This is a genomic window from Chthoniobacterales bacterium (assembly GCA_036569045.1).
Classification (GTDB): domain Bacteria; phylum Verrucomicrobiota; class Verrucomicrobiia; order Chthoniobacterales; family JAATET01; genus JAATET01.
In genome coordinates this window covers 1-12,947 of record DATCRI010000012.1, presented here as the reverse complement: position 1 = coordinate 12,947, position 12,947 = coordinate 1, and the positions used below count along the sequence as shown (strand labels likewise).

14 protein-coding genes are annotated in these 12,947 nt (G+C 63.6%); 8 read left to right on the top strand and 6 right to left on the bottom strand.

From position 1 onward, the window contains the following. The coding region (locus tag VIM61_03690) for a hypothetical protein (protein HEY8899487.1) at positions 1-503 on the bottom strand (503 nt) is incomplete at its 3' end. 199 nt (positions 504-702) lie between these two features. On the opposite strand from VIM61_03690, the gene VIM61_03685 reads away from it, so the two are divergent. The 3 genes from VIM61_03685 (at position 703) to VIM61_03675 (ending at position 4,859) form a co-directional block, all read left to right on the top strand. After that, positions 703-1,215 (top strand): 3D domain-containing protein, encoded by a 513-nt coding sequence (locus tag VIM61_03685; protein ID HEY8899486.1) that lies wholly within the window; start codon positions 703-705, stop codon positions 1,213-1,215. A 105-nt stretch (positions 1,216-1,320) separates the two neighbouring features. Further along, complete coding sequence (gene galE / locus VIM61_03680) at positions 1,321-2,295, top strand: UDP-glucose 4-epimerase GalE (GenBank protein ID HEY8899485.1); 975 nt, start codon at positions 1,321-1,323, stop codon at positions 2,293-2,295. A 65-nt stretch (positions 2,296-2,360) separates the two neighbouring features. Then, positions 2,361-4,859, top strand: coding sequence for a hypothetical protein (locus VIM61_03675; protein HEY8899484.1), 2,499 nt, complete (start codon positions 2,361-2,363; stop codon positions 4,857-4,859). Here VIM61_03675 and bioA read toward each other — a convergent pair. Beyond that, positions 4,856-6,154, bottom strand: coding sequence for an adenosylmethionine--8-amino-7-oxononanoate transaminase (gene bioA, locus VIM61_03670; protein ID HEY8899483.1), 1,299 nt, complete (start codon positions 6,152-6,154; stop codon positions 4,856-4,858). The two genes, VIM61_03675 and bioA, sit on opposite strands and share 4 nt — an antisense overlap. Before the next feature lie 34 nt (positions 6,155-6,188). On the opposite strand from bioA, the gene VIM61_03665 reads away from it, so the two are divergent. From VIM61_03665 to VIM61_03650, 4 genes are read left to right on the top strand one after another with little or no spacing between them, the layout of a single operon-like run. Continuing rightward, complete coding sequence (locus VIM61_03665; GenBank protein ID HEY8899482.1) at positions 6,189-7,097, top strand: CPBP family intramembrane glutamic endopeptidase; 909 nt, start codon at positions 6,189-6,191, stop codon at positions 7,095-7,097. Next, positions 7,051-7,779, top strand: a complete 729-nt coding sequence (locus tag VIM61_03660) for a ComF family protein (GenBank protein HEY8899481.1) — start codon at positions 7,051-7,053, stop codon at positions 7,777-7,779. Before VIM61_03665 ends, VIM61_03660 begins: the two co-directional genes overlap by 47 nt. Before the next feature lie 8 nt (positions 7,780-7,787). Then, the gene (accD, locus tag VIM61_03655) at positions 7,788-8,636 is read left to right on the top strand and encodes an acetyl-CoA carboxylase, carboxyltransferase subunit beta (protein HEY8899480.1); all 849 of its coding nucleotides are present in this window, start codon (positions 7,788-7,790) and stop codon (positions 8,634-8,636) included. A 28-nt stretch (positions 8,637-8,664) separates the two neighbouring features. Next, positions 8,665-9,825: a folylpolyglutamate synthase/dihydrofolate synthase family protein gene (locus VIM61_03650; GenBank protein ID HEY8899479.1), complete on the top strand. Its 1,161-nt coding sequence runs from the start codon at positions 8,665-8,667 to the stop codon at positions 9,823-9,825. Between the two features lies 1 nt (position 9,826). On the opposite strand, the gene rpe is transcribed toward VIM61_03650, so the two are convergent. Further along, on the bottom strand, positions 9,827-10,477 hold the full coding sequence (rpe, locus tag VIM61_03645) for a ribulose-phosphate 3-epimerase (GenBank protein ID HEY8899478.1): 651 nt from the start codon (positions 10,475-10,477) through the stop codon (positions 9,827-9,829). Positions 10,478-10,524: 47 nt separating this feature from the next. Between rpe and tadA the strand changes: the two genes are divergently transcribed. After that, positions 10,525-11,010, top strand: a complete 486-nt coding sequence (gene tadA, locus VIM61_03640; GenBank protein HEY8899477.1) for a tRNA adenosine(34) deaminase TadA — start codon at positions 10,525-10,527, stop codon at positions 11,008-11,010. Here the strand turns inward: tadA and VIM61_03635 are convergent. The 3 genes from VIM61_03635 to VIM61_03625 all read right to left on the bottom strand — a co-directional run. Further along, positions 11,000-11,617: a PEP-CTERM sorting domain-containing protein gene (locus tag VIM61_03635; GenBank protein ID HEY8899476.1), complete on the bottom strand. Its 618-nt coding sequence runs from the start codon at positions 11,615-11,617 to the stop codon at positions 11,000-11,002. The genes tadA and VIM61_03635 overlap by 11 nt on opposite strands. A gap of 84 nt (positions 11,618-11,701) precedes the next feature. Continuing rightward, entirely contained in the window at positions 11,702-12,670 is a 969-nt protein-coding gene (queA, locus tag VIM61_03630; GenBank protein ID HEY8899475.1) for a tRNA preQ1(34) S-adenosylmethionine ribosyltransferase-isomerase QueA, read from the bottom strand. Positions 12,671-12,692: 22 nt separating this feature from the next. Further along, positions 12,693-12,947 (bottom strand): hypothetical protein (locus VIM61_03625; protein HEY8899474.1); only part of this gene is annotated, 255 nt, incomplete at its 5' end.

Below are 12,947 nucleotides of genomic sequence, written 5' to 3'. Positions count from 1 at the left end.
GGTTTGATCTTCCGGCGCAGCGTGTTTGCGACGTTCTGGCCGTCGGCGAGGTTTTGGAGGGCGCGGCCGGCGTTTTTCGTGAAGGCAGCGGCGAGCCCGAGGTAATCGGGAATCTTTTCGCCGGTGGTCTCGGGGAGAAGGATCCGTGGATTCCTCGCGAGAGCGGCTCGCAGATGGCGCACGGTGGCGCGGGCCTCTTTCAGGGTGCCGGGCCGGGCGTCGCTTCGCGGATTTCCGAACAGCGTGACCAGCGATCCGGCCTTCGCCAGCTCCCGGGAAAACTCGCCGTAGCCGGCTTCGCGATATTCCGCCGCGACCTTGCGCAGCCAGGTCCGAAGCGCGGTGGGCTTCGATTTCGCGCCCAGGCGCTGGAGGGCGGGGAAATTCGCGAGGGTCTGCATGGCCGCGGACGTTTCCTGCGAGGTGCCTTTCGCCTCGAGCGGTAGTCCGGTTGCGAAGAATGCCGCCGCAAGGACGATGGACCGGATTTCCCAGAGTTTCATTGCTCCGAGGTAGTTGCCGGAACGCTGTTCGTCAATTTTTTGAGAATTTTTTTCACCACTGGCGCGGCGCGCTTTTACCCAGAAAATGGGCCTCCGCGGGCGGGTGTCGACTGCCGAGGCTGATAAAAAGGGGTTGCGCTCGAGAGGTTGCCGCGTAACGTCGCCGCTCCCGAAATTCGGGAACTCACTGATAATACGCATGATCCAACGAAAAGCGCTGGCCGCTTCCATTACTGTTTTTATCCTCGCAACCTTTGCCGGTCTGCTTTCGCGTCCGGTTTCCGCCTCCACTTCCCGCACGTTTTCCGGTCCCCGCATCGAAGGGGTGAAAACGACCGCCTACTCCGCGAGTATCGCCGATAATGGCAACTACGGCGCGAAGAACGCCCTTGGCACTCCGCTGAAGACCGGCGCCATCACCAGCGCGGCCGCGGATTGGTCCCGCTATCCGGTCGGCACTCGCTTCCGCATCGTCGAGACCGGCCGCGAATACATTGTCGACGACTACGGCAGCGCCCTCGTGGGCACAGGCACGATCGACCTTTACAAGACCAGCGACGCCCAAGTGGATCGCTGGGGCGTCCGTCACGTCACCATCGAGATTCTTGAATGGGGTTCACCGGAGCGCAGTCTGCGCATCCTTCAGGAGCGCGGGAAGATGCGCCACATCCGCTCGATGGTTGCCTCGCTCGTCGCGCAGGAATCGGCCTGATTCCGCGTCTCTTTCTCGGCGCCGGCGGAAATTCCGCCGGTGCTCGCCAGTTCCGGCACGTCGCGCTTGAATCCCGTCGGCGACTCTCGATACGCTCCACTCTGCATGAGCAGAATTCTGGTCGTTGGTGGTGCGGGTTATATCGGCAGTATTTGCGTCGAGCAGTTGCTCGACGCGGGACACAAGGTCGGAGTTTTCGACAATCTGTCCGAAGGGCACCGCAAGGCGATCGACAGCCGCGCCCGCTTCTTCCAGGGCGATCTCGCGGATCCCTCGGTCATCAAGCTCGCGTTCGATGAATACAAGCCCGACGCGGTGATGCACTTCGCGGCGAACGCCCTCGTCGGCGAGTCGATGACGAATCCCGAAAAGTATTTCCGCAACAACGTCTGCAATGGCCTGAATCTTCTCCACGCCATGATGGAGGCCGGCGTGAAGCGCCTCGTCTTCTCCTCCACCTGCGCCACCTTCGGCATTCCCGAGAGCGTGCCGATCGACGAGTCCCTGCCGCAGAAGCCGATCAATCCCTACGGCGAGTCGAAGCTCCTCTTCGAAAAAATCCTCCGCTGGTATTCGGAAATCCACGGCCTCGTTTTTGTCGCCCTGCGTTATTTCAATGCCGCCGGCGCCTCCGAGAAATTCGGCGAAGACCACCGCATCGAGACGCATCTCATCCCGAACGTCCTCAAGGTCGCGCTCGGCCAGAAGCCGGCGGCCGAAATCTATGGCACCGACTACGAGACGCCGGATGGCACCTGCATCCGCGACTACATTCATATTTTCGACCTCGCGGCGGCCCACATGCTGGCCCTCGAGGCCCCGCAGAGCGCGTTCTACAACCTCGGCACGGGAGGCGGCACCTCGGTGAAGGAAATCATCGACACGTGTGTCGCCGTCACCGGCAGGGAAATTCCGGTCATCGAGCGCCCGCGTCGCGCCGGCGACCCGCCCCGCCTCATCGCCGGATCGGATAAAATCCGCCGCGAGCTTGGCTGGGAGCCGAAGCATCAGGACATCCGTCGCATCATCGAGAGCGCGTGGGCGTGGCACGTGAAAAATCCAAACGGCTACGGCGACTAGCCCGAGGTATTTTTACCTTGCCCACACTTTTGCCCGCTCTAGCCTCGCGAATCTGCATGAGGAAGTTGTCGTGGTTGGTCCCAGTCTTTGCGTTGTTGCTGCCGGTTTGCGGGTGGGCGCAATTTGGGAATTTTGGCGACGTTCCGGTCGACATCAAGGTCGATGACACGATCGGTGAGACGCGTTTCGAGAACGGCGTCGCCATCGCTGAGAACGGTGTCCAGATTCACTATCAGGACATCAGCATCTACAGCGATTATGCGGAATATAATGCGGACACCCGCGACGTGCTGCTGATCGGCGACGTTCGCATCTACTCGCAGGACAACGTCTTCACCGGCCAGCGTGCGCTCTACAATCTCGAGAGCAAGCAGGTCCGCGCGCTCGAGTTCAAGGGGCAGTATTCGCCGCTCAAATTCAAGGCGATGAGCATCCAGGCGCCGTCGCTGCACCAGTTCAACGTGCGCAATGCGGATCTTACGACGGACGACTCGTCCGAGCCGGGCTTCCACGTGCGCGCGCGCTCGGTGCGGATCTATCCGGACAGCCGCGTGATCTTCTCGAATTCCACGCTCTACATCGGCCAGCTCCCGGTCTTCTGGTTCCCGTATCTCTTCGCCTACACGAACAATACCGGCTTTGAGCTGCGCCCCGGTTACGATTCCAACTGGGGCTATTACATGCTCACGGGTTACAATTTCCCCGTTGGCACGGGCGGCAACGTCATTGCCACGGCGAAGGCCGACTATCGCACGGAACTGGGCTTCGGCACGGGCCTCGACGCCAAGTGGGATTTTGGCAAGAACGACACGAGCTACGGCACGCTGAAGACGTATTACGCCTACGACATCGATCCGAGCTACCGGCTGGCCCCGGGCGAGCGCGCCGAATCGGGCGACCACGACCGCTACCGCATCAGCTTTCAGGATCGCCTGTTCCTCACGGACGACATCTATTTCACCGCGGACCTCAACAAGCTCAGCGACTTCGATTTCCTCGAGGATTACTTCCCGAACGAGTTCACGACGAACCCGCAGCCGGACAACTTCCTCTCGCTCACGAAGTGGGACGAGTTCTACACGCTCACCCTGCTCACGCGGTTCCAGATGAATGACTTTTACCAGACCACCGAGCGCCTGCCCGAGCTCGACCTGGACTTCAAGCAGCACCGCATCTTCGATTCGCCGATCTATTACGATGGCACGAACTCGCTCGGCTACTACCGCCGCGCGTTCGAGACGAACTCGATCTTCCCCGACTACGACGCCACGCGTTTCGACACCTTCCACCAGATTTCTTTTCCAAAGACCTATTTCGGCTGGCTCTCGCTCATTCCCAAGGTCGGCGTTCGCGGCACGTTCTACAGCAAGACGGGTCGCACGATTGCCGCCCTGAGCGACGCGCAGCAGCAGCGCATCGCCAATCTCACCGAACAGGCGCAGAACAACCGCATCGCCGCCCAGCAGACGGGTGCGATGATTTCCACCCTGCAGAGCCAGCTCGACGCCAGCGCCGACCCGGTCACTCGGGCGAAGCTTCAGTCGAAGATCAATGCGCTCACCACGAGCCAGCAGACCCGTCTCGCCAACGCGCAGTCGTCGGAGGATCTTGCGAACTCGATCGAGAACGGCACGCTCAATGGCGCCGAGCTCCAGAGCGGCGGCAGCACGTTCCGACCGGTGGTGAACTTCGGCTTCGAGGGGTCGTTCAAGCTCTCCAAGAAATACGAGAACATCCAGTCGCGGCTGCTCGGCCTGGATGGCGTGCTGCACACGATGCAGCCGTATTTCAACTACTCCTACGTCTACAACGCCGGGAAGAGCCGCGATGACATCCTCCAGTTCGACCGCGTCGTGCCTGCCACGGAGCCGCTGCCGCTCGACTTTCCGCAGTTTGTCGCGATCGATTCGATCGACGACTGGAGCATTCTGCGCCTCGGCGTTCGAAATCGTCTCACGACCCGTCGTGGTGACGACAACTACGAGTGGTTCGTCGTCGACTCGTTCTTCGACGTGAACCTGAAGAATCCCTACGTCGATGACGGCAACGGCACGATCTCGAATTCGGTGAACCGCATCGAATTCCGCCCGCTGAACTGGGCGACGCTCCGCCTGGACGCTCAGGTGCCGATTACCGACGACGGCTTCTACGACGTGAATACGTCGATTCTCTTCATGCCGTGGCGCGACGTGCTGTTCCAGATCAGCGACCGCTACATCAAGGACAATCCCTTCTTTCAGGACAGCAACCAGATCTCCGGTTACATCTACTATCAGATCACGTCGAACTGGGGCGTGAGTGCGCAGGCCACCATCGAGGCCGAGGATGACCAGGTCCTCCTCCAGCGGTATCTTATCCACCGCGATCTGACGTCGTGGATCGTTTCCTTCGGCGGAGAGGTCCGCAACAACAAGGGCAACAGCTCGGACAACAACCAGAACCAGCGGGATTACGGCATCATCCTGTCGATGACGCTCAAGGACGCGCCGCAGGTGACGTTGCCGCTGGCCTTCGACCAGGGCACCACCCCGCTCGACGGTGGCGGCAGCTCGAGCGGAGACTAACCGCAGACTTCGTCGATCGCACGCCGAATCGCGGCGACCGCGCCATCGAGCTGCGCGGTCGTCACGCAATACGGCGGCATCAGCACAATCGTGTCGAGCACGGGGCGGGTGAGCAGGCCGTGCGCACGGGCGGCATCGCAGACCTTCGCGCCGCGGAGTTCGGTCCACGGATAAGCGCTCGTTTTGTCCGGCCCGATTTCGATGCCGGCAATGAACCCGCACTGGCGCACCTCGCGCACGCGGGGATGCGACGAAAGGCTGGCGAGGAGGCCGCGCAAATGCGCAATCTTCGGCTGGAGATTTCGGAGCACGTCTTCCTCCTCGAAGATGGCGAGGTTTGCCAGCGCAGCCGCGCAGCCGAGGGGATTTCCGGTGAAGCTGTGGCCGTAGTAGAGCGTCTTCTGCTCCGCGACGTCGCCGAGAAATTTCTCGAAAACGCGCTCCGTTGTGAGCGTGACGGCGAGCGGCAAATAGCCGCCGGAGAGGCCCTTGGCGAGGCAAAGGAAGTCGGGGAACACGCGTTCCTGCTCGCAGGCGAACATCGTGCCCGTGCGGCCAAAGCCCGTCAGGACCTCGTCGAGAATGAGGAAGATGCCGTGAATGTCGCACCACGCGCTCAGCTCGCGAAGCATGCCGGTCGGCCAGCAGCGAATGCCCGCGGCGCCCTGCACGAGCGGCTCGATGACGACTGCGGCGACGTTTGCGGGATCGGGAATCGCCGCGAGATCCTCGAGCGACGAGACGCGCTCGACCGGAAAATGCATCGCCTCGAAGCGGCCGTGAAAGCCGGCGATGCCGCCGACGCTCGACGCCCCGGCGGTGTCTCCGTGATAGGCGCGATCGAACGCGACGAAGCGCCGGCGCTCGGGGCGACCGGCGAGCTGCCAGTATTGAACGGCCATCTTGAGGGCGACTTCGATGGCGGTGGAGCCGTTGTCCGAAAAGAACGCGCGGGTGAGCGTGTTCGGCGGGAAGAGGGCGCAGAGCCGCTCGGCAAGCCGCGTGGCGGGGGCGTTTGTGGTGCCGAGAAACGAGACGTGGGCGACGCGATCGAGCTGCGCGCGAATAGCGGCATTGAGCTTCGGGTGGTTGTGGCCGTGGAGGTTCGTCCAGATCGAGGAATTGCCGTCGAGGTATTCGCGGCCGCGGCTGTCGCGGAGAATGGCGCCATCGCCCTCGACGAGCACGAGCGGTTCGTGCGCGGGATCGCACCAGGCGCGCATCTGGGTGAAGGGGTGCCAGCTATGAGCGCGGTCCGCCGAAATCAGCGCCGCCGTGTCGTCCGAGAAAAGCATTTCGAGGCAAAAACTAGCTGCTAAGTTTCGGCGCGTGAATCCTTTGGCGAAACTTTTCCTCTATGTCGCGGCGGTCGTGCTGCTTGCGGCTCTGCTCTCGCCACCCATTTACTGGGCGCTCCATCCGCTGATGGAGACGGTGCCGTTCCGCAGATTCTTCTCGCGGACGGCGCTGATCGTGGCACTGGCGTTGCTCTGGCCGGTGCTGCGCTGGATGCATGTCCGGAGATTCTCGGAACTCGGCCTCGAACGGAATGCGCGGGCGTGGGTGCATCTGCGCGCCGGACTCGCGCTGGTCGCCGGGCCGCTCGCGTTGCTGGCGGTGTTTTATCTCACGGCGGACATTTGGCGGATCCGCGAAGAGATTCTCTGGAAGAAGATCCCGGCGGTGGTTGCGACGGCGGCCGTGGTGCCGGTGCTCGAGGAGTTCCTGTTTCGCGGAGTGCTCCTCGGGCTGGCCGTGCGATCGTTTGGTCGGGGCGTTGGCGTGATCGGAATTTCGCTCGTCTTTGCGGCGGTGCATTTCATCGACTCTCGCTATGACGTGACGGACGTGACCTGGGGCAGCGGCTTCGATGTGCTCTCGCATGCCTTCTCGAATTCCGGTGGGGCGGTGCTCGCCCTTTCCGGCGGCGTTTCGCTCTTCGTGCTCGGGGTCATTTTCGCGCTGGCGACCCTGCGAACGCGATCGCTCTGGCTGGCGATTGGCCTGCACGCCGGCTGCATTTTCGGTCAACAGATCCTCAGCGTCTTTGCAAAGTTTCGCTTTGGCAAGGATCCCATGGCCTGGATGCCGTGGGCGGGACCGAACGTCGTGCATGGCATGGTGCCCACCGGCCTGGTGCCGCTGGCTGCGTTGCTTGTCATCGGCGGGCTGGTCTGGTGGTATCTCGCGCGTGAGCCTCGTCCGCCCGCTCCAGCCGATGCTCGCCGCGCTGGCTGACCTCGTTTATCCGACGCATTGCGCGGGCTGTGGCCTGCGACAGCCCGCGGGGCGCTGGCTTTGTGACCCGTGCGGTGCCGCGGTGAAGCGAATCTACGGGCCGCGTTGCCCGATTTGCTCGCGACCTTTCGAAGGGGCGATGGATCACTTCACCTGCCCGAGTTGCCGCGGCGAGGCGCTGCATCTCGAGTGTGCTGTCGCGGTCGTGCGGTCCACGGGACTCGCACGGGAGTTGATTCACCGCTTCAAATACGGCCGGGAATTTTATCTTCGGCGGGTCCTCGGTGACTGGCTGGTCGAGGGGTTTGCGGATGAACGCCTCGAGGACCTCGAGGATCTGCGGCTCGTGCCGGTTCCGCTGCACCCGGTCCGGCAGCGCGAGCGGCGCTTCAATCAGTCCGAGGCGCTGGCGGATTGGGCTGGAAAGCGTGTCGGAATCCGCGTCGAGCGGCCGCTGGTGCGTCGGCGGCACACGATTACGCAGACGCACTTCGATCGGAAGCAGCGGATGCGGAACTTGCGCGACGCCTTCGCTTTGCGACAGAATGCCGCTGTGAAGGATAAAAGTTTTCTGCTGGTGGACGACGTGCTCACTACCGGCTCGACGCTGGACGAATGCGCGCGCGTGCTGTTGGAAGGTGGCGCCCATTCCGTTCGCGCCATCACCGTAGCGCGGGGATAATTTCTGCCATGGCCATTTTTCGCAAACCCGTCCTCAACGTTCTTACCCGCAAAAACCGGGACATGCCCGAGGGGCTCTGGACCAAGTGTCCCTCCTGTGGCGACGTCATCCACAATCTCGCGCTCGAGGAGAACCTCCGCGTCTGCCCGAAGTGCGAGCATCACTTTGCCATCGGCTCTGCGGAGCGCGTGGCGTCGATCGTCGACGAAGGCACTTTCGAGGAGATCGACGCGAACCTCGTCGCCGTCGATCCGCTGAAGTTCAAGGGCGTCGCGACCTATGAGGAAACGCTCAGGAAATACCGCGCGAAGACGGGCCTGAAGGACGCCGTGCTGACTGGCACCGCGAAGATCGACGGCCGCCCGGTTTCGCTCGCGGTGATGGATTTCACCTTCCTGGCAGCCACGATGGGCTCCGTGGTCGGCGAAAAAATCACCCGAGCCATCGAGCTCGCGACGAAGAAGAAGATGCCGATCATCATCATCTGCGCCTCCGGCGGAGCACGCATGTATGAAGGCATGCTCAGCCTGATGCAGATGGCGAAGACGAGTGGTGCGCTGGCCCGGCATGCGCAGGCGAAGCTTCCCTACATCACGGTGCTGACGAACCCGACCACCGCTGGCGTGATGGCAAGTTTCGCCTCGCTCGGCGACGTGATCCTTGCCGAGCCGAAGAGCATGATCGGCTTTGCCGGTCCGCGGGTGATCAAGGAAACGACGCATCAGGATCTGCCGCCAGGCTTCCAGACGGCCGAGTTCCTCGAAAAGCACGGACTGATCGACCACATCGTGCCGCGCGCGAAACTGCGTGAGCTGCTTTCGCAGCTACTGGGGTATTTCGCCGCCGGCAAGAAGTGAGCCGCGCGCCGGGATCGGAATGCCGGCAATGACCTGCCCCGAAGCGCTGGAGTGGCTGTATTCCACCCAGCAGTTCGGCATCAAGCTCGGGCTCGAAAATACGCATCGGCTGCTTGAGCTGCTTGGAAACCCCGAGCGCAAAGGCCGGTTTCTTCACGTCGCGGGCACGAATGGCAAGGGGTCCGTCTGCGCGATGCTCGACGCCATTCTCCGGGAGGCCGGGCATCGCACCGGGCTCTACACCTCGCCGCATCTCGTCGATTTCCGTGAACGCATCGTCGTAAACGGCGAGCGGATTTCCGAAACGGACGTGGCGCGCCTGCTCTCGATCATCCGTGACGGAACGGCGGACTGGTCGCACGCGCCGACGTATTTCGAGATCGTGACCACGCTGGCGATCCGGTATTTCGCCGACGCAGATTGCGATTTCGTGGTGCTGGAGACCGGCATGGGCGGCCGGTTGGACTCGACGAACGCGGTGCGGCCAATCGTTTCGGTGATCACACCGATTGCGATGGATCACGCCCAGTGGCTGGGCGACACGATCGAGAAAGTGGCCGCCGAGAAGGCCGGCATCATCAAGCCCGCGGTGCCGGCCGTAAGCGCGCCGCAGCGTCCGGAAGTGGCGGCTGTCCTCGCGGCGCATGGGCCGATCAGTTTTGTCGAAGGTGCGCTGCCGGCCGACGTGCCGCTGAATCTTGCGGGATCGCACCAGCGTCGAAACGCGGCCCTCGCGCTGGCGGCGCTCGCCGCGGCGGAGATCGCCGTTCCGGATGACGCCGTGCGGCGGGGACTTGCGAAGGTGCAATGGCCGGGAAGATTCCAGCGAGTCGGCCGGTTCGTGCTCGATGGCGCTCACAATCCCCACGGCGCGGCGCAGCTCGTGGAAACGTGGCGTGAGACCTTTGGCGACGAGCGCGCGGTGATTGTTTTCGGCGCGCTGCGGGACAAATCCTGCGCGGGCATGCTGCAGGCGCTGGCGCCGTTGGCCGAGGAATTCTGGTTTGTTCCCGTGGCGAGTCCGCGCGCGGAGACGCCGGAGAATCTTGCGGCTTTGTCGCCGGGACGGGTGTTTGGCCGGCTCGAGGAGGCGATCGCGTCGGCGCGAGAGCAGACGTCCCGCGTGCTGGTGACGGGCTCGCTCTTTCTCGTCGGAGAGGTGCTGGAGCTCTTCGAGGCGACCGCGTAGATCAGGCGCTGCGAAGGCGGGCGATCTCGGCGGTGCGATCCTCGGCGCGGAAGACGGACGTTCCGGCGACGAGCAGGGTGGCGCCGGCGTCGATCGCCGCGCGGGCGGTGGTGACATTGATGCCTCCGTCGACTTCGATGTCGAAATCGAGCTGGAGTTCCTCGCGCATGCGGGCGCCGTAGCGCACCTTTTCCATTGTCTCCGGCAGGAACGGCTGGCCGCCGAAGCCGGGATTCACGGTCATGACGAGAAGGATATCGAACTGGCCGAAGTAGGGCTTGATGGCTTCGACGTCGGTCGGCGGGCTGATCGCGAGACCGGCCTTGCAGCCGGCTTTGCGGATCTTTGCGAGAGTCGCCGCCACGTCGTGATTGGCTTCGACGTGCACGGTGATCGAGGAGGCGACCTCGGTGAATCGCGGGAAGAAGTGGTCCGGGCGCGTGACCATGAGATGGACGTCGAGCGGAAGGGTGGTGTGACGGCTGACGGCCTCGACGAACGCGGGACCGAACGAAATGTTGTCCACGAAATGGCCGTCCATGATGTCGCAGTGGATCCAATCCGCACCGGCAGCGGTGACGGAGGCGGCTTCTTCTCCAACCCGGGCGAAGTCGCTCGCGAGGATGGATGGGGCAACGATGATGGAATTCACGGCGTTTGTTTTAGGCGGAAGCGGCGGCTTCGCGCTATAGCGAATGCGTGGAAGACGAGCTGATCATCGATCTGGGAAGCGATGCGCACTTCATGGGGGAGGCGTTGCGCCAGGCCCTTCGCGCCTACGAGGCCGCCGAGGTGCCGATCGGCGCGGTGGTCGTGCGTGGAGGAAAGATCATCGCCCGCGCGTGGAACCAGGTGGAGACGCTGAAGGATGCGACGGCCCACGCCGAGATGCTGGCAATCACCCAGGCGGAGAACGCGGTGGGCGACTGGCGACTGACGGATTGCGACCTTTACGTGACCAAGGAGCCCTGCCCGATGTGCGCCGGGGCGCTCGTGCATGCCCGGCTGCGTCGGGTGATCTTCGGCTGCGGCGATGCGAAGGGCGGCGCGGCTGGTGGATGGATCAACCTCCTGCAGACCACCGAACTGAACCACCGCTGCGAGATTGCGAGCGGAGTGCGCGCGGACGAATGCGTCGGGCTGCTCCGGGCGTTTTTCCAGGAGCGGCGAGCGCTCAAGGGCTGATCGGGGGCAGGCCCTTGCGTCGCCGGGCGATGATCGCGACGGCGGCCGCCGCGCCCAGAAGGAGCGTGGTCGATGGCTCGGGAACTGCGACGATGTTGAAGGTCGCGGAGTCCGAACCGACGCCGTTCGACCATGTCCAGGTCGTGGAGCCAGGAGTCAGGCCCAGGGAGGAAAAGCTTTGTCCGGAAAAGGTCAGGCTTCCCGAGATGTTCGAGCCGGAGACGTAACCCGAGGGCAGATAGATCTGGTCGGTATTTACCCCGGAGACATCCACCAGACCTAGGGAGCTTCCAGAAACTGCTCCGCCACTGGCGAAACCGGGGCCGAGAGAAGAGGCCGATGTGAAGTTGGTTGTATAGACCGAAATGTTTCCAGTGAGGCTCTTCACGTAGCCCGGAGAACCGATGAATTCTCCGACGATTCCGCTGGAAAATCCGAATGAGAATGTGGCCGAGGCGAGATCAATCGATCCCGAGTAATCGAACACGACGGCGCCGGCCTGTTCGTGGACGGTGTAGGTGATCGTGGCTTGCGCGGTGCCGGTGAGAACTCCGATCGCCAGAAGGATCGCGGAGAATTTCGAAACGGGGCTGAAACCTTTTTTCATATTCTCGAGGAGGTTTTTCGCAGCGCGTTCGTAGCGTCGGCCGATCCGTTGGAAAGAGTCAATGTTTATCGCGGTGGGCGCGCCTCACAGGATGAGCATGCAGTCGCCGTAGCTGAAGAAGCGGTAGCGTTCGCGGATGGCTTCCTCGTAGGCGGCGCGGACGAGATCGCTGCCGGCAAAGGCGCTCACGAGCATGAGAAGGGTGGACTTCGGGAGGTGGAAGTTCGTGAGGAGGGCGCCGATGCGCTGGAGCTGTGCCGGGGGCCGGAGGAAGATGCGGGTTCGTCCGCTGTGGGGAACGACCGGGCCGGGCGGCTGACTTTCGAGGACGCGGCAGCTCGTGGTGCCGATGGCAACGAGGCGATTCGCGGCATTGATGGCGGCGGCGGCGGGCTCGTCGATGGTGTAGCGTTCCTCGTGCATCACGTGTTCGCCGAGGTCTTCGACCTTGACGGGCTGGAAGGTGCCGATGCCGACGTGGAGGGTGAGGAAGGTGTGCGGAACGCGGGCGAGCACCTCGGGCGTGAAGTGCAGGCCGGCGGTGGGGGCGGCGACGGAACCCTCGGGGCCGGCGAAGACCGTCTGATAACGGGTGTCGTCCTCCGTGTCGGCCGGGCGGTCCATGTAGGGCGGGATGGGAAGCTCGCCGCGGGAGAAGTCGATGGGGACATCGGCTTCCACGACGCGTTCGCCGGTGGGCTCGACGTCGACGACGGTGAGATTCGCGCCGCCGGCGCGGCAGGTGGCGCCAAGGCGCATGCGGCGGCCGGGTTTGACGAGGCAACGCCAGCGACGGGGAGCGAGTTCCTCGAGAAGAAGCAGCTCGATGCGGCCGTCCTCGCTGAACATGCGGGCGCGGATGACCCGGGAGTTGTTCAGGACGGCAAGGTCGCCGGGGCGGAGGTAGCCGGGGAAATCCGTGAACTGGCGATGCGTGATCGTGCCGGCGGTGCGGTCGACGACGAGCATGCGCGAGGCGTCGCGCCGCTCGAGCGGACGCGACGCAATGAGCTCGTCGGGGAGCGTGAAATCGTAGTCGCTGAGGCGGTCCACGGCTGGAATCCCGCGGGTGAGGCTACTTCTTCGGCACGCGGGTGAGGCCGATGCGCTGGGCGGCGGCGCCGACGAGCTCGGCGACGCGCATCTTGAGCCGGCGGGCCTGGGCGAACAGATATGCGGCGAAGACGAGGTAGGGGATCTGGAGCCAGAAGTCCCATGCCGGGTTGCCGATCTGCCGGTAGGCGATGATGCCGAGCAGGATGGCGTTCACGAGGAAGGTCGTGGCCACCATGTGCGTGGTGAGACGCACGCGGGTGAGCGCCTTCGGGCC

Excerpts from the sequence above, each read along its gene's own strand:
- bioA (HEY8899483.1), bottom strand. The coding sequence starts at position 6,154 with ATGCTTTTCTCGGACGACACGGCGGCGCTGATTTCGGCGGACCGCGCT.
- VIM61_03650 (HEY8899479.1), top strand. The coding sequence starts at position 8,665 with ATGACCTGCCCCGAAGCGCTGGAGTGGCTGTATTCCACCCAGCAGTTC.
- galE (HEY8899485.1), top strand. The coding sequence starts at position 1,321 with ATGAGCAGAATTCTGGTCGTTGGTGGTGCGGGTTATATCGGCAGTATT.
- VIM61_03685 (HEY8899486.1), top strand. The coding sequence starts at position 703 with ATGATCCAACGAAAAGCGCTGGCCGCTTCCATTACTGTTTTTATCCTC.
- VIM61_03635 (HEY8899476.1), bottom strand. The coding sequence starts at position 11,617 with ATGAAAAAAGGTTTCAGCCCCGTTTCGAAATTCTCCGCGATCCTTCTG.
- accD (HEY8899480.1), top strand. The coding sequence starts at position 7,788 with ATGGCCATTTTTCGCAAACCCGTCCTCAACGTTCTTACCCGCAAAAAC.